This is a genomic window from Spirulina sp. CCY15215, assembly GCF_016888125.1.
Classification (GTDB): domain Bacteria; phylum Cyanobacteriota; class Cyanobacteriia; order Cyanobacteriales; family Spirulinaceae; genus CCY15215.
The window spans coordinates 1-22190 of the sequence record NZ_JACSWA010000450.1 but is presented as its reverse complement, the minus strand read 5'-3'; the positions used below and the strand labels follow the sequence as shown (position 1 = coordinate 22190).

The 22190-nt window shown below is 43.4% G+C and carries 15 protein-coding genes, 2 tRNA genes and 3 pseudogenes; 13 read left to right on the top strand and 7 right to left on the bottom strand.

Features of this window, described 5'->3' with window-relative positions; translation table 11 throughout:
* Nucleotides 1-104: 104 nt before the first annotated feature.
* On the bottom strand, nt 105-1655 hold the full coding sequence (locus JUI58_RS14210) for an alpha/beta hydrolase (RefSeq protein ID WP_204104450.1): 1551 nt from the start codon (nt 1653-1655) through the stop codon (nt 105-107).
* 83 nt (nt 1656-1738) lie between these two features.
* On the opposite strand from JUI58_RS14210, the gene JUI58_RS14205 reads away from it, so the two are divergent.
* A complete protein-coding gene (locus tag JUI58_RS14205; RefSeq protein ID WP_204104449.1) occupies nt 1739-1987 on the top strand; it encodes a Ycf34 family protein in 249 nt (82 codons plus the stop codon).
* 77 nt (nt 1988-2064) lie between these two features.
* Here the strand turns inward: JUI58_RS14205 and folP are convergent, their stop codons facing one another.
* A complete protein-coding gene (gene folP, locus JUI58_RS14200) occupies nt 2065-2928 on the bottom strand; it encodes a dihydropteroate synthase (protein ID WP_204104448.1) in 864 nt (287 codons plus the stop codon).
* An 11-nt stretch (nt 2929-2939) separates the two neighbouring features.
* A complete protein-coding gene (gene tpiA / locus JUI58_RS14195) occupies nt 2940-3680 on the bottom strand; it encodes a triose-phosphate isomerase (RefSeq protein ID WP_348539895.1) in 741 nt (246 codons plus the stop codon).
* Nucleotides 3681-3840: 160 nt separating this feature from the next.
* On the opposite strand from tpiA, the gene JUI58_RS14190 reads away from it, so the two are divergent.
* From JUI58_RS14190 to JUI58_RS14180, 3 genes are all read left to right on the top strand, one after another.
* The gene (locus JUI58_RS14190) at nt 3841-4704 is read left to right on the top strand and encodes a class I SAM-dependent methyltransferase (RefSeq protein WP_204104447.1); all 864 of its coding nucleotides are present in this window, start codon (nt 3841-3843) and stop codon (nt 4702-4704) included.
* Between the two features lie 36 nt (nt 4705-4740).
* The gene (locus JUI58_RS14185) at nt 4741-5460 is read left to right on the top strand and encodes an HAD family phosphatase (RefSeq protein ID WP_204104446.1); all 720 of its coding nucleotides are present in this window, start codon (nt 4741-4743) and stop codon (nt 5458-5460) included.
* Between the two features lie 11 nt (nt 5461-5471).
* Nucleotides 5472-5544: transfer RNA gene (locus JUI58_RS14180), tRNA-Ala, on the top strand.
* 293 nt (nt 5545-5837) lie between these two features.
* On the opposite strand, the pseudogene JUI58_RS27775 reads toward JUI58_RS14180, so the two are convergent.
* The 3 genes and pseudogenes from JUI58_RS27775 to JUI58_RS14165 all read right to left on the bottom strand — a co-directional run.
* Nucleotides 5838-6122: pseudogene (locus JUI58_RS27775) on the bottom strand (DUF6679 family protein); the annotation flags it as partial.
* A 169-nt stretch (nt 6123-6291) separates the two neighbouring features.
* On the bottom strand, nt 6292-7155 hold the full coding sequence (locus JUI58_RS14170) for an alpha/beta hydrolase (protein ID WP_204104445.1): 864 nt from the start codon (nt 7153-7155) through the stop codon (nt 6292-6294).
* Between the two features lie 50 nt (nt 7156-7205).
* The gene (locus JUI58_RS14165) at nt 7206-7925 is read right to left on the bottom strand and encodes a hypothetical protein (RefSeq protein ID WP_204104452.1); all 720 of its coding nucleotides are present in this window, start codon (nt 7923-7925) and stop codon (nt 7206-7208) included.
* Nucleotides 7926-8154: 229 nt separating this feature from the next.
* On the opposite strand from JUI58_RS14165, the gene JUI58_RS14160 reads away from it, so the two are divergent.
* Together JUI58_RS14160 and JUI58_RS14155 are read left to right on the top strand one after the other, a co-directional pair.
* Nucleotides 8155-8667: a GNAT family N-acetyltransferase gene (locus JUI58_RS14160; RefSeq protein WP_204104444.1), complete on the top strand. Its 513-nt coding sequence runs from the start codon at nt 8155-8157 to the stop codon at nt 8665-8667.
* Nucleotides 8668-8745: 78 nt separating this feature from the next.
* Nucleotides 8746-8819 (top strand) — tRNA-Pro (locus JUI58_RS14155).
* Between the two features lie 91 nt (nt 8820-8910).
* On the opposite strand, the gene JUI58_RS14150 is transcribed toward JUI58_RS14155, so the two are convergent.
* Nucleotides 8911-9147: a hypothetical protein gene (locus JUI58_RS14150; RefSeq protein ID WP_204104443.1), complete on the bottom strand. Its 237-nt coding sequence runs from the start codon at nt 9145-9147 to the stop codon at nt 8911-8913.
* A 270-nt stretch (nt 9148-9417) separates the two neighbouring features.
* Between JUI58_RS14150 and JUI58_RS14145 the strand changes: the two are divergent.
* From JUI58_RS14145 to JUI58_RS14120, 7 genes and pseudogenes are all read left to right on the top strand, one after another.
* A pseudogene (locus JUI58_RS14145) lies at nt 9418-14991 on the top strand (response regulator); the annotation flags it as partial.
* Between the two features lie 258 nt (nt 14992-15249).
* Nucleotides 15250-15633 (top strand): annotated as a pseudogene (locus tag JUI58_RS27770) (response regulator); the annotation flags it as partial.
* A gap of 38 nt (nt 15634-15671) precedes the next feature.
* Nucleotides 15672-16520 (top strand): hypothetical protein, encoded by an 849-nt coding sequence (locus JUI58_RS14140; protein ID WP_204104441.1) that lies wholly within the window; start codon nt 15672-15674, stop codon nt 16518-16520.
* A gap of 129 nt (nt 16521-16649) precedes the next feature.
* A complete protein-coding gene (locus JUI58_RS14135) occupies nt 16650-17294 on the top strand; it encodes a MotA/TolQ/ExbB proton channel family protein (protein WP_204104440.1) in 645 nt (214 codons plus the stop codon).
* Nucleotides 17295-17499: 205 nt separating this feature from the next.
* The gene (locus JUI58_RS14130; RefSeq protein ID WP_348539896.1) at nt 17500-19101 is read left to right on the top strand and encodes a radical SAM protein; all 1602 of its coding nucleotides are present in this window, start codon (nt 17500-17502) and stop codon (nt 19099-19101) included.
* Nucleotides 19102-19247: 146 nt separating this feature from the next.
* Nucleotides 19248-20627 (top strand): nucleobase:cation symporter-2 family protein, encoded by a 1380-nt coding sequence (locus JUI58_RS14125; protein WP_204104439.1) that lies wholly within the window; start codon nt 19248-19250, stop codon nt 20625-20627.
* A gap of 72 nt (nt 20628-20699) precedes the next feature.
* Nucleotides 20700-22061 carry an 8-oxoguanine deaminase gene (locus tag JUI58_RS14120; protein ID WP_204104438.1) on the top strand — a complete coding sequence of 454 codons (1362 nt, stop codon included), beginning with the start codon at nt 20700-20702 and terminating at the stop codon, nt 22059-22061.
* Nucleotides 22062-22190: the final 129 nt, after the last annotated feature.

Genomic DNA, 22190 nt, shown 5'->3' with positions numbered 1-22190 from the left:
AAACTGCGTAAGTTCTATTAAACTGCGTAAGTTCTATTAAACTGCGTAAGTTCTATTAAACTGCGTAAGTTCTATTAAACTGCGTAAGTTCTATTAATGAATTCTTACCAATCAATAAATTCTGTTTTCATTTCTGCAATACAATCTTCATTGGGAGGGCGATCGGGATTTTCGATAAATTCTGATACCATTTGTACAGGACAGGAATAACCAGAAATTAAAGAACCATGACTAAGATTAGGATAGTTATAAATAGAAGCATTAGAAAGATTTTGAGCAACAACTAAACTAAAAGGTAAAGGTAAAATGGGATCGTATTGACCATTCATTAATAAAGTGGGAATTTCGCTACTAACTTGAGCATATACTTTTTGCGGTAAAGGCGCGATCGCGAATAATTCACAATATAAATTATCCCGTTGAATGGCTTTCTCAACTACCTTAAATGCAGGGGCTTCAAAAAAGGTATCGATAAAAGGATTACGAGTTTGATTAATATAATCACTTTGAGCGCAACGATAACTATGATAGGCAGCTTTTGCCAAACTCGTTCCTTTTAATTTTCCCGCGATCGTTGCTGCAATCCAATCATATTTTTGGTTATTTTTTGCTTCATAAATATACTTTGGAAAAATCTCTGCAAAACCAGTATTATACAAATTCAAATAAGTATAGAGTAAAAAAGAATCACCATTAAAAAGAACTTGAAACGATTCTTTTTTATCTTTAATATCGATCGCCAGAGTTATCGGATTGCGATTAAGATTATTAATCACTTGAAAAAATATCTTTTCTAATTCAGGATAATTTTGATTGCATTTTTTATCAGCAAGACAAGTGCTAAAAACTTCTCGTAAAGCATGGCTTGCCGATCGCGGAATATAACGATCGCGATAAATAGAAGTAGGTGCAACAGCATCTAAAATAACAGTTCTCAGGCGATCTGGATATCTTTTCATTAATAACTGTGCCACTTCCGCACCATAAGAAATGCCGTAAAAATTGACGCGATCGTAACCAAGAATCTCAAAAACCATCGCCAGATCTGCCGCACTTTCCCAACCATTATAAGCAGAAAAATTAACACCTTCTGCTTGTAAGCGATCGCGGCAATTTATCAAGGCTTTGCGATTCAATTCATCGGCAGTTTGCTGGTTATTTTTGCTTTTAGCACTCAGAACTTCTAGAGTGACTTTACGAACTTCCGGACAAAAAAGACTAGGCTGAGAATACCTGGTTCCTCTTTGTTCAATTAAAATAATATCGCGCTGATTTTGCAGAGGTGTAAGAAAATTTTGCGGGACAAAACCCACAGGGAAAAAACTTAATGTTGAAGCACCCGGTCCCCCTTGTATCATCACCAAAGGATCGGCAATTGACTTATGTTGTGTATTGGGAAAAAGAGTAACCGCAATTTTTATTGTTTTCTCATCTGGGCGATCGTGGAATTCTGGTACTGTAACATAGCCGCAAATCGCATCGGTAATAGTTTCAGGAATAGCAAAAGTAGAACAATCAACACTGCGAAAGCGATCGCCAAATTGATTAATGAGAGTTTGACGATAGCGTTTGCTACGAACATTTGAGACAAAATCTTGACAGCCGACGAGAGAAAATCCGGCGAAAATAGTCAGAAAAATTAGAAAAATTCTCATCATTGCCCTTTAGTCTATAACCCGACGATATTTATGATAAAGTTAAGGGTATTGTTGCTGCTTTACTCTTAGGATAAGGCTCTATGTGTATTTGCGTGAACTGTCACTATGTCGATCGCTGTCTAACTTATCATGCAGTCGAAAACCAGCATCAGCAACCGAATTTGACTGATGCGCCGGATTTTGAACCCCAAGAACCTAGTATTAATGTTAATATTCGCACTCAACAAGATTATGTAGAAATGGAATGGGATGTGGTGGGCTGCGAAAGTTTCTTGGAGGAAACGGGAAAATGGGCGAAATTGCGCCCAGGGGAATTAATTCCAACTTAAGTTCTAACACAAAAGTTGACTCCCAAACCCCCAAATCTGGGGGGATTCTTAATGCTGAAAAGTACAACAGCGATTATTTATTTTTTGCGCCAAATCTGATCAGAAAGGCGACAAACATCAGCTATTTGTGAGACATCGTGAACTCGCAAAACATCGCAACCGGAAGCGATCGCGCTGCAACAAGCCGCCGCAGTCCCCCAAATCCGCTCTTTGGGGTTCTTTTTGCCTAAAAAATGACCGATGAAACTCTTGCGAGAGGGTCCAACTAAAACAGGTAAATTTAAGCTCTGAAATTCCGGTAAGCGTTGAAAAATTTCGATATTCTGGGAGTAGGTTTTCCCAAAACCAATGCCAGGATCGAGCATTAGGTGCGATCGCGCGATCCCAGCTTTCACTGCTTTCTCGATTTGTTCGGCAAAAAACCGAGAAATTTCCCCTACCACATCATCATAATCCGTTAAAGTTTGCATGGTTTCGGGAGTTCCTCGCAGGTGCATTAAAATGTAAGGAATCCCCAGTTTTGCCACAACGGGAAACATTTCCTCATCAAAAGTTCCCCCAGAAATATCATTGACGATATCCGCCCCTGCTGCAATGGCCGCCTTTGCAACTTGCGATCGCGTCGTATCGATAGAAATAGGAATTGAAGAATGCGATCGCAAACCTTCAATAATCGCAATAGTGCGATCTAACTCTTCTTGCAAGGAAATTTGCACCGATCCAGGGCGCGTAGACTGTCCCCCAATATCAATAATATCCGCCCCAGAAGACTCCATTAGCCTTGCCTGGGTCAAAGCTGCATCAATATTGTTAAACTCCCCTCCATCGCTAAAACTATCGGGAGTAACATTTAAAATTCCCATCAAAAAAGTGCGCTCTCCCCAAACAAAAGAACGCCCCCGAATCTCCCAAGGAGTTAATCTTAATGGTTTATCTCCCATCTTCGATTAACTCACAATTGATAATTAACAAGACGGGCAAAACTGGCCGCTTCCAAACTCGCTCCACCCACTAACGCCCCATCAATCTCAGGTTGTGCCATGATCTCATCCACATTACTCGGTTTGACAGAACCACCATATTGAATCGAAACATCAGCATTAGTCAACTGAGAGCGAATAAAACCGATAACGCGATTAGCCTCTTTCGCCTCACAAGTATCCCCAGTTCCGATCGCCCAGACAGGTTCATAAGCAATAACTAAATTACTTTGATCGATATCTACCAAGGCTTTTTGCAACTGATTTTCGATGATAGCTTCCACTTTTCCTGCATCCCGTTGTGCTTTGGTTTCACCCACACAGAGAATGGGGATCAAAGTGTGGCGTTGAGCCGCTTTGAGGCGTAAATTAACGGTTTCGTCGGTTTCGCCAAAATACAGACGGCGCTCACTGTGACCAACGATCGCATAACTTACTCCTAATTCTGTTAGCATCGCTCCCGATACTTCTCCTGTATAGGCTCCCGAATCTTCCCAATGAATATTTTGCGCCCCTAAGCGCACGCGACTCCCATGCAGGGTTTTAGACATTAACCCTAATGAAGTAAAAGTCGGACACAGAATAATCCCTCTTTCTTCATCAGGATCGATATTGGTATTGGTGATTTCAGGGATAAAGGCCTGCAAAAACTCTTGGGACTCAGCCTGAGTTTTGTGCATCTTCCAGTTTCCAGCAATAAGAATTTTTCGCACGGTTTAACGAGACTCTCTCCAACGCAGATTGCAACTTAAATAGTCTATACCAAATCCGGATCAAATCCGGTTGAGCCATTCTCGATCGCTTCAGGATCGAGATTAAAAGTAAAAATTTGTTACAATTTCCCCAATTGTCTCTCGCAAGGATTTTCAGATTATGACAGCACGTCAAGATACCCTTTGGAAACAATTGCTCGAGCCGATTTTCGGGGTGTTTCTCGATGGGGAAGAGATAAAACGATTACAAAATAGCATTGATTGGGAAGGGGAATGCGATCGCCTCGGAACCCCAGATTTTGTCTATCCTGAGTATTACCGATCGCAGAATTTTCACGGTGTCGAAGGGGGTTATTTAACCGAAAGTGCAGCAACTACTTACGATCCGATCACGAAATATGTCCTTCCTCCCAATGAAACTTGGATTCGCGAAGAGGCGATCGCCGCGATCGGAGGACAACCGCGACGCATTCTCGACATGGGTTGCGGGACAGGTTCCATGACGTTAATGTTAAAACAGACTTTTCCTGATGCTGAGGTGACGGGATTGGATTTATCTCCCTATATGTTGGCGATCGCGGATCATAAAGCACACAAAGCAGGATTACACCTCGAATGGAAACACGGAAAAGCAGAAGAAACACACTTTTCTGAACAATCTTTTGACCTGATCACTGTTGCTTTGTTGTTTCACGAAACCCCTGCGACGATAACCCAAGCAATTTTACAGGAATGTTTCCGCTTGCTAACCGAGGGAGGACAGATTGTTATTGTCGATGGTAATCAAAAAACCTTGCGTAAAACCGAATGGTTGAATAATATCTTTGAAGAACCGTATATTCAAGACTATGCCGCAAATAGCATTGAAGTAGCATTAGGTTCATCAGGGTTTGCAGATATACGAACTCAAGAAGTTTGGTGGATTCACCAAGTTACTCGTGGGATGAAACCAATGTTAATTCGAGAAGGTGTCATCAACCTCAAATTAGATCGACAAGAAGGTGGTTTACAACCCGCCTTTTAAAACAACTCATCCCTTCTTCTCTACTACCCAATTCCCATGAGTCTTAAAGCAATTCTTTTTGATTTTAATGGCACAATTATTAATGACGAGCGCCTCCATAAAAAGCTCATTTATCAAATTATGCTGCAAGAGAATTTGCGTCCTCTTTCTGGTGAATATCGCAATATTTGTTTGGGAAAAAGCGATCGCATTGGTTTGAGAGAGTTACTATTGCGTCGGGGGCGAGTTGTTTCTGATGAGTATCTTGAAGGCTTAATTCGCAAAAAATCTTTGGCTTATCAACAAAGGCTGGAGAAGTTACAAAATATCCCCATTTACCCAGGAATGAAGGAGTTTTTGCAACAACTTCAAGAAGCGAATATTTTTATGGGTATTGTAACAGGAGCATTGCGATCGGATGTTAATTTTGTCTTAGAAAAAGCAGAAATTCGCGAGTATTTTAGTATTTTTGTAACGGGAGATGAAATTAACACTAGCAAACCCGATCCTTCTGGTTATCTTCTCGCGGTAGAGCGAATTAATCGTAACTTTCCCCTCCTCCAAGTAGAACCCAAAAATTGTTTGGCGATCGAGGATTCGCCTGCGGGGATAGAAGCAGCAAAACAAGCGGGAATTCAGGCGATCGGTATTGCCCATAGTTACCCTTTTCATATAATCCAACGTCTGGCAAATTGGAGCGTGGATTACTTTAGAGAAATTGAGTTAGAGCGGCTACAACAATTTTTTGCCCTAGGGAAAGAAACCGTGTTACAATAGTACATATACAAGGGGGATTAGCTCAGTTGGTAGAGTGCTGCGATCGCACCGCAGAGGTCAGGGATTCAAATTCCCTATCCTCCATTTCCTATTATATTGTGTAGTTTATTATGTATTTTTGTAACAAATTTTGTCTCGACACATAAAAATCCTCAGTTACTCCAGAAAAGAAAAGAGAAGAAAGGCGCAAGCGTTGCGCCCCTAAAAATTCAGTTTTCCCCAGCATCGGAAACCTTGGGATAAATTTGCTCGGCTGTAGCAGATTGCTCGGAACAATCTTCTCCCAAATAATCTTCACTGCTAGAAACATCCGAAAGACTAGAATGAATACCTTCTGTTTCCAGAGAATCTTCAGTAATGGGCAGTTTTGTCGCCTCGGGATAAATTCGTTCCGCTTCGGGACAATCTTCTGTAACTGTAATTTCTGAGGATGTTCGGGATACAGAAGCAATCTTTTGAGTTACGGTACCGATACTTTCCAGACGAACCATTTCTTCCCAAGTGCTAATTTCGTCCTCATCCTCCGTGTCATAGCGGATCGTGACTACATCCCCCTCCAAATCAACAATTTTGGCATCTTCTATCCACCGTTGTTGATCCCGCAAGAACACGCTAACTTCACGACCTTCTGCACAAATCTGATAAATCTTGCGGTGTAGCATCATGAACCTCTCCTTGTTCGAGCATCCCTTTTTTGGGGAAAAATGGTTATTTGACTCTGACTTTTGCAAGATTTGCAAGTCATATCATTGTACCTCGCTATTGGGGTAGAGTTAGCCTTTAGTTTAGCGCAAAATCTGTCTGAAAGTGATCGATATTTAGCGATCGCGCTTATAAGCAATGACGTTCGAGAATGCTGGTAATTTGAGCGCTGACTTCTTGAGTTTGTTCCACCATTGCTAAATGACCGCAATTGGCAATTTCGATCGCATTGTCTCCCGAGGCATAAAACAAAGAATGAAAGCTGGCTAAGTGCCGCACGTATTTGGGTTCCATGATGCGATCTTTGGCCCCAGCTAAAAAATAAACCGGTTGTTCGAGACGGGCGACAATTTGCGGTAAGGTGTGAACTTCAGATTCTGTCGTCGTCTCGAGCAGAGAGCCTAATGCTGCCTGCATATCGGCATTAATAAAATCAAGTAACCGTTGTTTCCCCCAATGGCGTGCTAGGGGTTGAACCACCATTGTTCGCGCAAACAGCAATTCTAGCCAAGAGAGACGATGAAGCCAACGCGGACGATATTTGACAATCTTTTGACCGATCATGCGAAAACGCTCGAATTCTTCCTTTAAATAAATTCCCCCTCCTGCATTGAGACAAATCACCCCTTCAATGGTTTCCGGGAGCAAATCTGCTCCCCACAGAGCAATACTCCCCCCGAGGGAATGACCGATCGCCCAGCATCGGGAAATATTGAGTTGTTCCAGTAAAATTTCTAGATCCCGAGCGTAAGCCTCTAGGGTATAACTCAGAGGCTTCTGGCAGGGAATATCCCCAAGCTGGGATTCCCCAAATCCTCGCAAATCGTAGAGCAAACACTGATAGCGATCGCGAAATACCGCGATTAAGGGCTGCCAATATTGTCGGCTCAACAACCAGCCGTGAATAAAAATTAGAACAGGAGTTTGGGAATTAGCAATGGGAGGGGTTAACTCATAAGCATGAGGCACTCCCAAAATATCGATCTTATCCATGCTTCCATCCTACCCGAAGGTTTGGCACTTAACCAACCCTGCTATTTCCTTTAGTCTCCCATTAAACGAAAACGAACGCTTTCGGAAATCTTTTGACCAAGATATTCGGGAATCAAACTTTCATTCGGTCCCAAAAGATACAGGATCAAGCGAGTCCTCCCTCGCCAAACCAGTAAGTTTGCATTAACCACCAATAAATCTTCTTGCCAAATGGCGTACATGACTTTATAGAATAAGCCCGGTTGATTATCTGCTTCAATTAAAAGGGCGGGGAGGTGAAAAACGGGATCGACGTAGAATTCTGTTTCGACTTGTTCTAAACCCGCATCGAGATTAAATTCAACCGCTAGCATTTCTTCCACTTCAAAACGTCCTGCTAAGGCTTCTCGAATGGCGCGACAAACATTTTCGGCAGTTTTTTCACTCAAGGCTTTATTGCCCCGAGAAACCACCAATTTGATAAAAACAAGCATGGGAGGTTTGATTTGACCGTACAAACTCAAACTGTGAATGGTCAAACCGTAAGCAGCCAAAACGCCAAAAATATCGCTTAACAGAAATGATTGATTGCGATAGGCAAAATGCAGGGCACTTTTAGAACCTTCAGGACGAACTTCAATGGTTGCCAGTTTGGTTTTATAAAGCCGATAGGCCAAGCGCAAATTTTGTAGTTGAATTTCACTACTAACAAACTGTTCGTAGAACTGGGGAAATGCTTGGTTAAAGCGTTTCAAGAGTCCCAAGGTGGATGATTTTAACCCCGAAGCCATAACTCGCTCGATCGTCTTACTGGGTGAACCGTCGGCATCAGAACCCAATTTCTGCCAAGAAAAATTTTCGCGATACCGAGTCAATAGCCTCAGTCTAATCTAAAGCCCTCGTCATAGTTTAAGAGATGTCCGGCGCGATCGCCGTTTTTTAGGTGGGAGAAGAAAAAAGCCGGTCGAGGAGTTGTGGTATCATCTTGGCTATGCAATTCAATGAATTCGCCGCATTAGCATGGGTTTTTGGAAGAGCTTATTTAGCAGTCCCGACGCGGCAACTTTACCGAGTCGGACAAAACCAGAAAAAAATGGCGCGGCGATCGCCAGTACGCCGCGTATTGTCTTTAGTACGGATAGAGAACTCGATCTCTACGAACTTGAAGAATTGTGCGATGCTGTTGGCTGGTCTAGGCGACCTCTCCGTAAGGTCAAAAAGGCGCTTCAACATAGTTTTTTGGTTGTTTCTATGTGGGAACAACGGGGAACGAAACGCCGCTTGGTTGGTTTCGCCCGAGCAACTTCCGATTGCGCTTTCAATGCCACAATTTGGGATGTTGTCGTTCATCCTAAATTTCAAAGTCAGGGTTTGGGAAAGGCGTTAATGAAATATACGATCAAAAAACTGCGTAACGAAGATATTAGCAATATTACTCTTTTTGCTGATCCTCATGTTGTGGATTTTTACCGTCGTCTTGGTTTTATTCTCGACCCCGAGGGAATTAAGGGGATGTTTTGGTATCCAGATTAAGAAATGAGGATTAAGGCGTAAGTAATAAAAAGTCGGGAATTGCTATTTGCCGAGAAAACCGCTATACTGGGATGACAACGGGATGTAGCGCAGCTTGGTAGCGCGCCTGCTTTGGGAGCAGGATGTCGCAGGTTCAAATCCTGTCATCCCGATTTTAGCTCTGGTTTTAGCTCTGGTTTTAGCTCTAATTTTGGCTCTGGTTTTAGCTAAATCCGGGATTATAATGCCTATGCTTGCCTATCCTTATTGATAATAGGTAAAAGAAATTTCATCAACGACTTTCATTCGTCCCGTGCGAGTTGCTCGAAGCAATCGATCGATTGAAGCCCTTTCTTCTTCCGCCAAAGAATCATCCAGAATGGCTGCCATTAAACCATAGCGATCGGCAAGGGTGATTTTCCCTGATTGGCTCACCTGGGCAAATAAATTAGATAAAGCACCTGGAATCAGACGAGGTGAAGACTCAAGGGCGTAGAACATAAAATTTAACCGATTCTTCCAACAACATTATTTTCCCTTTTGCGACAAAATACTGTGATGGTAAAGAACAATCTTGGAGATTGCGATCGCCTTTCTCTGTGACCCAAATAACAAAAAATGGCGATCGCAACCCAGATCGTTTATTTGAGAATATTGGGGCAATGCAGCGCCAAGGAAAATTTTTCGCGAAAGGATGTCGATCTCGTGAATATTCGTTAGATTTAAGCTAATAGGGATTGAGCCAAGACTTGGGATCGAGGAAATAAAAGCATGGATGCGGAACAACTCAAAAAAATCACGGGATACTTCATTGTAGAAGCCAAGGAACATCTCGAAGTCATCGCCCAAAGTTTACAGGATTTCCAAAAAACAGTAGACGATCCCGAACAAATACAAGAAATTTATCGTGGCGCGCATTCTATCAAAGGCGGTGCGGCAATGCTGGAGTTGGAGAGCATTCGCTTGACCGCTCATTGTCTTGAAGATTATTTTAAATTGCTCAAATCATCGCCTTTAACCGTCGATGATACTCTTGTCGCCTGGCTTTCCAAAGTTTACAATGCTTTACAAAGCCTAGTCGATAAACTGGAAGAAACCTTAAGTCTTCCCGAAGATTTTACGAAAACTATCCTGGGAAAAGTCGAACCCCTCTTCGAGAAAATCTCTCAACATTTAGACAAACTCTCAAAATCTTCCGCTAACAAACAAGATGAAAAAGGAAATCTCGGCAATGCTTTCGTCCTCCCTCAAACCTTCCAAGATGAAGTCCTGCAAGCCTTAGCCGAAATTGGCGAACTTCACGAACAAGGAGATTCTGCCGATCGCCGCACTCATATTCAAACTCTTTGTCGCCATCTGGCTAAGTTGGAAGATTCTTCTCATCGAACCGAGTGGACACATTTTCTGGAAGTCGCTCAAACGGCGATCGCCTATCCCAAAAATGACTATCACACTACCAGCCAATGGATTCTCAACGATCTTAAAGAAGCGGTGGCGCATTTGGTGGCGGGAGAAGGACAGGCGATCGTTCCGAGTAGCGAACTTCTCAATTTAGCTCAACGGGTGACAACATCGACCCTTTCAGATGTAAACGCCAGCGAACTTAACGATCTTGCCGACCTGTTTGAAGATGATCCCCTCGATCTCGAACAAACTTGGCAGGAAGAAACGATTGACTCCAACGGATTTATAGATTCTCAAGAAACATCCCTAACAGAAACGGACTTTGGCAATCTATTTGACCCACCAAAATCCAATCTGAGTCTTGCTACATCCGTTGATACAGATCCCGAACTCAAAGACGAGTTAGAGGATCTCTTTGGCAGTGATATGACCGTAGAAGAAGCGGAACTTATGAATTCTCCCCCCGATCGCCTCCTAAATTCCCAAGGCGATCACGAACTGCTATCCTTTGGCATCCAGGAAAAACAAGCATCGACAACTCCTCATGGGGATTTTGATTCTCTTGATAACTTGTTTGGGGAAGGGTTTTCTTTTGAGGAAGATGAGAGAGTGGGAAATGCACCAGGATTTAAGGGAGTATCCCCAGAATTTTCTGACTCAAGCAGCCAAGAATCAACCTCTGCAAGGATTAGTAAAAACCTTAATGACGATCTTAATGAAGATCTAGACGCGATCTTTGCCAATATTGGCGATGGCGAAACGGAAAATCTTCTCGAAAACCCTGCTTTTAATTTAGATACATCCAATGAGTCCGATGCAGACAAAATCAGCATGGCTGACGAACCTGTTGCAATTTCCGCAAAGGAAGAAATGGCGACAGAATCGCCAGATTTAGAAGATATGAGGGATTTGCTCGATATTTCTGTCTCCGTTGAAACAACTCCCTCTTCCTCTTTTACTTTCGATGATTTCGATCCTTTTGAAACTTTTGTGCAAAGTGATATCCTCGATTTAGAGACAACCGTTCCAAATGCGAGGCAATCTGACCCGCAAGATTTAGGTATTAATGGTGAATTTAATACTTTTTTCAATGGAGAAGAGAGCCATATTGAGGATATCGATATCGACGATTTAGAGGATATCGACGATTTAGAGGCATTTTTGAGCGGTCAAACAACACCAATGGATTTGCGCGATCGCGAATCTTCCCAAGTTCAACACAAAGGTGAATTAGCATCCGAGGGATTAGCACAAAGGATGGAGGAAAATATTCCCACTTCCGCTCCAGAGATAAAAGAGGGTGCTAAAATCACCTTAATACCTTTAGAGCCTGTCGCCAACCTCGAAGTCAGCCAAGATGATGAATTTATTGCATTGCTCCAAGGGGATAACAGCATGACCACTCAAGAGCCAGAAATCAACGATCTCGATCTCGATGCGTTATTGGAGAATATTCCCGACACGGCGATCGCGGAAACTGTTTCTGAATTTTCTCCCGAAGAAGAATTTGCCGATCTAGGTTTATTAGAACTTGATGAGGATGACACTGCCGATGAGACAATGGCAGATTTAGACCTGTTTTCCTTGGATGATGGAGAATCTTCCCTCTCAGAAGCATCGGAAAATTCTGACGATGAGGATTTATTCGCTCTATTTTCAGGAGAAGAAAATGAGGCGATCGCCACAGAAAATTTTGATAATCTCGATCTTTTATTAAGTGATATTGATGAAACGGAAAACCTCACAGAAGTATCATTATCGATCGATTCTCAAGAAGATGATTTGGCAGCCTTATTGGATTTGGATCTGGATATCAGTGACAATAGTGACAATATCGATGAGGCGATCGCGCTAGAGGAGACAAACAGCCTCGAAGACCTATTGGCCGATGTTACGGAAACGCCAAGCCTAGAGAAAATATTGCCAGAAAGCAGTCCTCAAGAAGAGGAATTAGAGGAAAGCAATGCCCTTGAAGACCTCTTGGCAAACGAGATAACTGCCCCAGAAACACCCTTCCTATCCTCCCAAGACGAACTGGCAGATTTACTCGCAGATGCAAGCATTGACGACAATGCCAGCATGACCCCCGAACTCCAAGAACAGGAATTTGCCAGATTGGAAGCCTTCCTCGAGGGGGAAAGTATGCCAGAATTAACCCCCTTGCCCTCAGAAGAACCCTTAACAGTTCCTAAAACTACAGATAAAGTTGAAGAGATTGCCACAACACCAGAGGATGAATTCAACTACTACGATCGCCTCGATGAATTAGAAGCCTTCCTCGACAAACCTGCTCTCAGTGCGAAAGATTTACAAGTTGCGACTACTTTTAGCGAACTTGAAGCACTGCTTGAAGTTGAACCCGAGGGAACAGGGAACAGGAAACAGGGAACAGGGAACAGAGAACAGGAAACAGTTATATCCCGCACCTCAGAAGAAGACTTTGGGGATGTTGAAGAAATGCTGCTGAGGGCGCAACAACAAGCCGGAGAAATCCCCCTAGAATCCACCAAGCGATCGCAACGTCCCACCCGTCCTAGAACCAATAAACCCAAGGTTGAAGCCTCCCTGAAAGTCCCCGTCAAACAGATGGACAATCTTAGCAACCTCGTCGGGGAATTAGTTGTTAATCGGAACAGCCTAGAAGGAGACGAAGAGCGCTTGCGGCAATTCCTCGATAGCTTAATGCACCAAGTGCAAAATCTCAGCGATGTCGGCGGTAGAATGCAAGACTTCTATGAGCGCTCCCTCTTAGAAAATGCCCTCCTTCGCAGCCGTCGAGAATATCACACCAACAAAAACAGTGATTTTGCCTCCCACACCGCCGCTACAAATGCCAATCACAGCGGCTTTGATGAGTTGGAAATGGATAGTTTTAGTAAGTTCCACGAACTCGCCCAAGAAACTATTGAGATGATCGTGCGAGTGCGAGAATCTGCCTCTGATATTCAGTTTCTCGTGGATGACATCGACCAGGTAGCGCGAACCCTACGGCAAGTCACCTCTCAACTCCAAGAAGGCTTAACCAAATCCCGCATGATTCCCTTTGGCAATACTGCCAGTCGTCTTCCCCTTGCGGTACGGCGGATCGCCCCGCAACTGAACAAACAAGCGCAATTGGAATTGGAAGGACAGGAAACCCTCATCGATAAAATGATTTTGGAACACCTGTCGGATCCCCTGACTCATTTGGTTAATAATGCTCTCACCCACGGTATTGAATCCCCGGAAGTCCGCCTTGCTTCTGGAAAGTCCCAAATGGGGCATATTAAAGTTATTGCCATGCAGCAGGGAAACCAAACGGTGATTTCGGTTTCTGATGATGGCGGGGGGATCGATCCTGATATTGTCAAACAAAAAGCGATTCAAAAAGGGCTGATCGATCGCGATCGCGCCAAGCGCCTCTCTCGTTTAGATGTTTACGACCTGTTGTTCCATCCAGGTTTCAGTACCAAAGATCAGGCCGATGATTTTGCCGGACGCGGTGTTGGTTTAGATGTGGTACGAACCAGTATCAATGAAATTCGCGGCGCGGTGAGCATTGAATCAAAACTGGGCAAAGGCACTACTTTTACCATTCGCCTGCCTTTAACATTAAGTATTTGTAAGGCGCTTTGCTGCGTGAACGAAAATGCCCCGATTTCATTTCCGTTAGACGGGGTAGAAGACATGATCGACCTGCCCATTCGTAAATTACAACGCAATGCTCAGGGTCAAATGTGCATTCCTTGGCGGGATACCCTCTTACATTATACTCCTCTCTCAGACTTACTCTCCTATAACCGTCGCATCGGTCGCAGCAATCTTTATGGTGGCAAACGGGAAGAAAATGTTCTGTCTGTGGTGGTTTTGCGAGGGTCTGGCAGTCATATTGCCGTGGGGGTGGATCAAGTGGTGGGAGAACAGGAAATCGTTATTAAACAACTCTATGGTCCTATTCCTAAACCGGCGGGAATTGCTGGAGCGACGGTACAAGGGGATGGGAAGATTATGGCGATCGCCGATGTGCTGGAGTTGATTGAAATTTCCGAAGGCCGCATTCGTAAGGATATGGGCAGCGCTCTTTGGGAAACCTCGGGAACAAGCAATCTCGATCCGGAGGCGCGATCGCTGCAAGATGAATCTATTGTTTTGATCGTCGATGATTCTATTACAGTCCGAGAATTATTGAGCATGAGTTTCAGCAAATCTGGCTATCGCGTTGAACAAGCACGGGACGGTCAAGATGCTTGGGATAAATTGCGATCGGGGATGCCCTGCGATATTGTTTTCTGCGATATTGAAATGCCGAGGGTAGATGGTTTGGAATTTTTGGGACGGGTACAAAAAGATGAAGAATTGTGCGATATTCCTGTGGCGATGCTGACTTCTCGCGGGGCCGATCGCCATCGCAAAGTAGCGGCGGAATTAGGGGCGAGTGGCTATTTTACTAAGCCTTATCTTGAAGAGGTTCTCTTGGATGCTGCTGAACGGATGATTGATGGGGAGGTGCTACTCGAGGGTAGCACTCGCAAGGTTCGCGAAGCGCGACCGCGAGCCTCTAAACGTGCCGAGTCTGCTGCAATGGAGTCGCCAACTCTGATTCAAATCTCGGAAACGATGATTATTCAGCCGACGGTGTTGATTATCGATGACTCGGTAACGGTGCGATCGCTCTTATCCATGACCTTTGAAAATGCCGGTTATCATGTCGAACAGGCACGGGATGGGAAGGAGGCCTGGGAAAAATTGAAGGGGGGATTAATACCAGATATTGCCCTCTGCGATATTGAAATGCCTCGTTTGGATGGGTTGGAGTTGTTGGGCAAAATCTACGAAAATGAAGAATTGCAACGCATTCCCGTGGCGATGTTAACTTCTCGCGGGGCGGAACGCCATCGCAAGGTGGCGGCGGAACGAGGAGCAAGTGGTTATTTTACCAAGCCCTATGTGGAACAAGAATTACTGGCGGCGGCCGATCGCATTCGCAATGGAGAAGTTCTGCTCAAAAATAGCGTTCGTCAATCTGGTATTACAACATCGGGGACGATTGAATTAGCCAACAGGGGGCAGGGAAAAGGCAATGGGCAACAGGTGATGGGTAAAGGGCAAGAGGGAAAAGGTAATGGGCAACAGGTAATGGGCAAAGGGCAACAGAAAATGCACTCAGTACCCAAAACTACCGATCCTCAACCCCAAAACCCGATTCAGGGTCAACCCAAGGTGTTGATTATTGATGACTCGGTTACGGTGCGATCGCTTTTATCCATGACTTTTGAAAAGGCAGGATATTTGGTGGAACAGGCGCGGGATGGGAAAGAAGCTCTAGATAAATTGCAGGGGGGTTTGAATCCTCATGTTGTCTTCTGCGATATTGAGATGCCGAAAATGGACGGGCTAAAGTTAATTGCCACCCTCCAAAATGATGAAAAACTGAACAAGATCCCCGTCGCAATGCTGACTTCTCGAGGGGCGAAAAAACATCAAATTGCGGCAGCAGAACGGGGGGCGCGGGGCTATTTTACCAAGCCTTATGTGGAGGATGTGCTTCTCGATGCGGCGCAACGTTTAATAAATGGAGAGGTATTGTTGAAGGTCGAGGCTTAGTAATTACGCATTTCGTTTTGAGTTAGGGATTAGATTGCATGGTAACAGACCTAAAACAACTGGGCTATCGCCCCCAAGCAGAAGATACGATCGCGGAAGCAGATCGGTTGGAATTTTTGCTGCTGCGATCGCGATCGCCCTTGCAGCGATACGGGATGGCGCGGGGGTTGATGAGGCGAACCCGACAATTATCGTTGCAAAGTATTAAGCGGCGTTTCCCTCACTTGACGGGTCGAACCTTGGGGTCGAAAATAGCGAGGGCGTGGTTGCAAGATGATTATCCGAGGGCGTTCGTACCGGGAAACAACGAAAAGATGTGGATTCAAGACCCATTAGAAATAGCCTTTTTGTTACACGACCTTTTTCAATCCTTACAAATCGAGTATTTTATTACCGGCGGATCGGCGGCAATTTTGTACGGAGAACCCCGCACAACTCGCGATTTGGATGTGGTGGTGTCCCTACAGCGCGATCGACTCGATCAGGCGATCGCTTCCCTCGAGGCATCTGGATTTTACGTGGTGGGTGTAGAAGATGTGAAAAACGGACATCTCGATATCCTGCAAGTCATTCACATTGCGACGATTGCCCGAGGGGATTTGATTTTGTCGGGGACAACCCCTTTCGACCAAATGCAATGGTCGCGACGGCAGGCAGTACCAATGGAGGAAGGAAGAATTTTGTATTATGCCAGTCCCGAAGACACGATTTTAAGCAAGCTGCAATGGCAACAGCAAAGTCAGTCGGAAAAGCAGTGGCGAGATGTTTTGGGCATTCTCAAGGTTCAAAGAGAATTGCTCGATCTTGACTATCTGCAAGAGTGGGCGATACAACTCGGTTTGAGTGAGGATTTGCGTCTGGTGCTGGCAGAAGCTGGTTTGAATTGATGTTTAGGCAGCATTTATGTTTTATCCTGAAGCAAATATTCTTTTTGCTGCCAATGTCGATCGCCAAAGTGGAACACCTGCTTATAAACGAGTTCCTATTTGTATCTATAAACCCTAAATCTTGCAAAAATGTCCGATAATTGGTTAACATCTGGAGGCATTGTTGCCTTACCTCTTTTCCTTTTTTCCTTAATGGCGATCGCGTTAATTCTTGAACGTCTTATCTTTTGGTTTCGCATCAACAATCGACAGCAGAAAATTGTCCAAGAAATACTAAAGATCTATCCTAATGATCAGCCTCGCGCCTTGCAAATATTGCGAGAAAATAGTACATTACCCATTGCCCGTATTTTTCTCGAAGCATTGTGCCGCGATCGCCCAAATCCAGAAGCATTTCGCCTCGCCCTTGAAACAGCAACTCAAGCAGAAATTCCCATTCTCAAGCGCTTTAATACGGTATTTGAAACGATTATTAGTGTCTCGCCATTATTGGGATTATTAGGGACAGTTTTTGGTCTCATTCGCACATTTGCAGCTTTAAAAATTGGCGATATTGGAGGGAGTAATTCTGGGGAAGTGACTGGAGGTATTAGTGAAGCCTTAGTGTCTACAGGAATTGGCTTAGTGGTTGCCATTATTACTCTTTTGTTTGCTAATATGTTTCGAGGCTTTTACCTGCGTCAATTCGCCTTTATTCAGGAGTCTGGGGGACAATTAGAGTTATTGTATCGCGATCGCTACGAACGGAAACGGAAAAACTTACAGGGGCATTAAATTCAATTTCTTTACTTTATAGATAAGATCGCTTTTACCAGTCGCGGCGGCATTAATGTCAAAAATGCAAATTGCCCCCACCGATAGACCCAAAGTTAAGCTAGAATGTTTGCGGATGTTAGCGAATTTACAGCTAGATCCAGCCAGAACCAAACTCATATCAGGTTTTGTCGATACCTATTTACGCTTCTTCAGAAGAATAGTCATGATTTTTGCTGAGGAAAAATATTTATTTACTCCCGCATCTAAAAACGTCGATCCGATCCCCTTAATTTTTGCATTTCCCAATGAATATACCATTGGTATTTCCAGCTTAGGTTATCAGATTGTTTGGTCTACTTTTTCCTTAAATCCAGATGTAGAAGTTAGCCGACTTTTTACGGATATCAGAGAATCTTTGCCAAGAAATCCTGAACTGTTAGGATTTTCTGTATCGTGGGAACTTGACTATATTAATATCTTGAATTTATTGGAATCTCTCAATATTCCGCTTCGCAGTCGAGATAGAGAAGAAAATCATCCTCTCGTTTTTGGAGGAGGATCGGTTTTAACAGCAAATCCAGAACCTTTTGCCAACTTTTTTGATATTATTCTTTTAGGAGATGGGGAAGAATTACTCGATCGCTTTATTGCCGCTTATCAAGAGGTGAGGAAGTGCGATCGCCAAACTCAATTAAAGCATTTAGCAACGATTCCTGGGATTTATATTCCCAGTTTATATCAAGTTTGCTATCGAGATATCGAGGGAGAAATCGAGTCAATTTCCCCCATAGATACCGATATTCCCGCAACAATTCAAAAGCAAACTTATCGCAGTAACACCTTAGCTGCTTCTACCGTCGTCACTCCTAAAGCTGCTTGGGAAAATATTTATATGGTGGAAGTAGTGCGAAGTTGTCCAGAAATGTGCCGTTTTTGTTTGGCAAGTTATCTAACTTTACCTTTTCGGAGTGCGAGTCTTGAAGAGTCTTTAATTCCGGCAATTGAACACGGATTAAAAGTTACTAATCGTATTGGTTTATTAGGGGCATCTGTCACCCAACATCCGGAATTCGATCGCCTCTTGGATTATATCGCACAGCCACAATATGACCATGTTCGCCTCAGTATTGCCTCAGTTCGTACCAATACCGTGACGGAAAAATTAGCGCGAATTTTATCTCAACGAGATACGCGATCGCTGACTATTGCTGTCGAAAGTGGCTCAGAAAAAGTGCGAAGAATTGTTAACAAAAAACTGCAAAATGATGAAATTGTGCAGGCGGCAATTAACGCTAAAGCAGGGGGTTTAAAAGCAATGAAACTCTACGGAATGGTAGGAATACCGGGAGAAAATGATGCAGATATTGAAGAAACTGCCAAGATGATGAAAACTCTCAAAAAAGCTGTTCCCGGTTTGCGATTAACATTAGGATGTAGCACTTTTGTTCCCAAAGCACATACGCCTTTTCAGTGGCTAGGAGTCAACCCAGAAGCACAAAAACGCTTAAAATGGTTACAGAAGCAATTAAAGCCCAATGGCATTGATTTTCGTCCAGAAAGTTATAATTGGTCGCTTATTCAAACCTTGATTTCTCGAGGCGATCGCAGACTCACCCCATTATTAGAACTGACTCGACATTATGGCGACTCAGTAGGCAGTTATAAACGCGCTTTTAAAGAATTGCGGGGCAAACTTCCTCCTTTTGATTATTACATTCATCAGGACTGGAAACCAGAGCAAATTTTACCTTGGCAGCATTTACAAACTGCCCTTTCACCCGATATGTTATTAAAACACTTACAAGACGCTTTAGACAATTATTGATGAACAATTATCAATAAGCAATTCTTTAAATGGATAGGAACAGGATTTTTTTGTAGAGTTTTGTAACAAAAAAGAGCATCGTTATTAAAGATACATTTTTTCATCCGAATAAAGTATATAGGATATCTCATAGCGATCGATAACCAATGATGATAGAAACTCAAGCTCCCCCAACTGAAACCCCTCCTGTTATCTCATCAGATTTAATCTACGGTTTAGAAGCACGTCCACCTTTTGTAGAATCCATCTTTGTTGCATTGCAGCACGTTTTTGCCTGTTTTGTTGGTATTATTACCCCTGGTTTGATTATTTGTGGGACCTTAGAAGTATCGCCAACCGATACCATGTCAATTCTGAGTATGTCCCTTTTTATTTCAGGGATTGCAACATTTATTCAAGCGAAAAGATTCGGACCGGTTGGTTCCGGGTTACTCAGTATTCAAGGAACAAGTTTTGCTTTTCTCGGACCAATTATCGGTGCAGGTTTAGCCGTCACAGGTGCGGGAGGAAGCCCCCAAGATGCCTTAAAATTAATCTTCGGCTTATGCTTTTTTGGGGCATTTGTGGAGATTTTTATCAGCCGATTTCTGCATTTAGCGAATAAAGTTATTACACCGCTAGTTACTGGAGTTGTCGTGACTTTAATTGGCTTAACTCTCGTTAAAGTAGGAATTACTTCTATGGGAGGAGGTGTCCTGGCTCAAAGAAATGAAACTTTTGGCGATCCTATTTATTTAGGGGTTGCTTTTTTAGTATTAACGATTATTATTGCACTGAATAGTAGTCGAAATAACATTCTCAGAATGTCGTCTATCATCATTGCTTTGGTGGTGGGATATCTTGTTTCTATCCCCTTGGGACTGGTAGATTTTAGTAATCTTGCTAACTTACCCATCATTAGTTTTCCTATTCCTTTTCGCTATGGTTTGGGATTTGATTTTGCTGCATTTATTCCCTTTGCTTTTATCTATTTAATCACGGCGATCGAATCCATTGGAGACTTAACCGCAACTTCTGTCATTTCTGGAGAACCCATCCAAGGAGAAAAATATTTTCAGCGCATTAAAGGCGGCGTTTTAGGAGATGGAATTAATTCCATTATTGCGGCTTCTTTTAATACTTTTCCCAATACAACATTCAGTCAAAATAATGGCATCATTCAACTAACAGGAGTAGGGAGTCGATATGTGGGATATTTTATCTCAGTCATTCTCATTTTTCTCGGTTTATTTCCCATTGTCTCTGGAATTGTTCAAGTCTTACCCGAGCCAGTCTTAGGGGGTGCGACAATTTTAATGTTTAGTACCGTCGCTGTTGCAGGAATTAAAATTATCTCTACCATTCATTTGACCAAGCGTAATTCACTGATTCTTGCGGTTTCTTTGGGTTTAGGGTTAGGGGTAACATTCGTTCCCGATATTCTGATTACCTCTCCTCCTTTAGTTAAAAGCATTTTTGCATCGGGTATTTCTACAGGAGGCATTACAGCTTTATTGCTCAATATTATTATTCCAGGTAGGGAGTAAATTTTCAATGATATTTGTGGGGGCGTTGCCTGAAATTCCCCTACTACAAAATTATTAATTTTAATTGTTTAAATGTCTACTTTACTGATTAAAAATATCCATACATTAGTCACAATGGACGGCGATCGCCGCGAGATTCGTCATGGTGCGCTGCTGGTTCGAGATAATGTTATTGAACGAGTGGGAAGCACTTCAGAATTGCCAGAGACGGCTGATGAAATCCTTGATTTAGGCGATCGCGCGATCGTGTTACCTGGTCTAATTAATACTCACCATCATTTTTATCAAACCCTAACTCGCGTCACTCCTGCGGGGCAAAATGGAGACTTATTTCAATGGTTAAAAACCCATTATCTCCTCTGGGCCAATTTAACAGCAGAGGCGATGTATTATAGTTCGCAAATGGCAGCAGCAGAGTTAATTCTCTCCGGCTGTACGACGACAAGCGATCATCATTATATATTTCCTAATGATTGCCTTCTCGATGAACAAATTCGTGCCGTTTCTGAGATAGGTTTGCGCTTTCATGCCAGTCGTGGCAGCATGAGTTTGGGGGAAAGTCAAGGGGGTTTGCCTCCTGATTCTTTAGTAGAAAAAGAAGCCGATATTTTAAAGGATTCTCAACGATTAATTGAACAATATCACGACAATTCTCCCTATTCAATGCTGAGAATTGTTTTGGCTCCTTGTTCGCCTTTTTCTGTGTCTTCAGATTTAATGAAAGAGTCAGCAACTTTAGCGAGAAGTTATCCTGGAGTAAGATTACATACCCATCTCGCAGAAAATAAAGGAGATGTCGAGTACAGTTTAGCCAAATTTAAGCTCATACCCGGAGACTATGCCGAGTCTGTGGGTTGGTTAGGGGATGATGTTTGGCACGCGCATTGTGTAAAATTAAGCGATCGCGCGATCGCCAAATTTGCAGAAACAGGTACGGGTGTTGCTCACTGTCCTTGTAGTAATATGCGCCTTGCTAGTGGTATCGCACCCATTCGCAAGCTGCTCAATGCTCATGTCCCTGTAGGATTGGGGGTAGATGGAGCCGCTTCTAACGATGCAACTCACTTATTCCACGAGGCTCGCACCGCTTTTCTCCTCGCCCGCGTCCGAGATGAGGCGGCCTCAGCGATGACCGCACGGGATGCCTTAGAATTGGCAACACGAGGCGGGGCAAGGGTTCTGGGTCGAGACGATATCGGGTATTTGTCCCCCGGTATGGCTGCGGATTTCATTGCCGTTAATCTCGATAGACCCAGTTTTGTTGGCACGCAATCTGACCCAGTAGCTGCTTTAATTTACTGTCAAACTGATTATGTCGATTATAGTTTTATTAATGGCAAAAAAATCGTCGATCGCGCTTGTTTAACAACGGTAGAATTACCAACTTTAGTTGAACGAGCCAATCGCATTGCCGTCCAATTATTTAGTAATTAACTCAACTTGCTAGTTATTGATTCGATCCCCCCCAGGGATTATTCACTGACTAGAGAAAAAGACTGTAACCCCGATGTGTCGTTGTAGAACAAATGATTACTAACGAAAAATAAGGGATTGTAACAATTT

What these genes read in the sequence shown, in the direction of transcription:
- JUI58_RS14140 (WP_204104441.1), top strand. Translation starts at nt 15,672, where the DNA reads ATGGTAACAGACCTAAAACAACTGGGCTATCGCCCCCAAGCAGAAGAT.
- JUI58_RS14185 (WP_204104446.1), top strand. Translation starts at nt 4,741, where the DNA reads ATGAGTCTTAAAGCAATTCTTTTTGATTTTAATGGCACAATTATTAAT.
- JUI58_RS14130 (WP_348539896.1), top strand. Translation starts at nt 17,500, where the DNA reads ATGATTTTTGCTGAGGAAAAATATTTATTTACTCCCGCATCTAAAAAC.
- JUI58_RS14125 (WP_204104439.1), top strand. Translation starts at nt 19,248, where the DNA reads ATGATGATAGAAACTCAAGCTCCCCCAACTGAAACCCCTCCTGTTATC.
- JUI58_RS14135 (WP_204104440.1), top strand. Translation starts at nt 16,650, where the DNA reads ATGTCCGATAATTGGTTAACATCTGGAGGCATTGTTGCCTTACCTCTT.
- JUI58_RS14170 (WP_204104445.1), bottom strand. Translation starts at nt 7,155, where the DNA reads ATGGATAAGATCGATATTTTGGGAGTGCCTCATGCTTATGAGTTAACC.
- JUI58_RS14120 (WP_204104438.1), top strand. Translation starts at nt 20,700, where the DNA reads ATGTCTACTTTACTGATTAAAAATATCCATACATTAGTCACAATGGAC.
- JUI58_RS14165 (WP_204104452.1), bottom strand. Translation starts at nt 7,925, where the DNA reads ATGGCTTCGGGGTTAAAATCATCCACCTTGGGACTCTTGAAACGCTTT.
- folP (WP_204104448.1), bottom strand. Translation starts at nt 2,928, where the DNA reads ATGGGAGATAAACCATTAAGATTAACTCCTTGGGAGATTCGGGGGCGT.
- JUI58_RS14150 (WP_204104443.1), bottom strand. Translation starts at nt 9,147, where the DNA reads ATGTTCTACGCCCTTGAGTCTTCACCTCGTCTGATTCCAGGTGCTTTA.
- JUI58_RS14210 (WP_204104450.1), bottom strand. Translation starts at nt 1,655, where the DNA reads ATGAGAATTTTTCTAATTTTTCTGACTATTTTCGCCGGATTTTCTCTC.
- JUI58_RS14190 (WP_204104447.1), top strand. Translation starts at nt 3,841, where the DNA reads ATGACAGCACGTCAAGATACCCTTTGGAAACAATTGCTCGAGCCGATT.
- JUI58_RS14160 (WP_204104444.1), top strand. Translation starts at nt 8,155, where the DNA reads ATGGGTTTTTGGAAGAGCTTATTTAGCAGTCCCGACGCGGCAACTTTA.
- JUI58_RS14205 (WP_204104449.1), top strand. Translation starts at nt 1,739, where the DNA reads ATGTGTATTTGCGTGAACTGTCACTATGTCGATCGCTGTCTAACTTAT.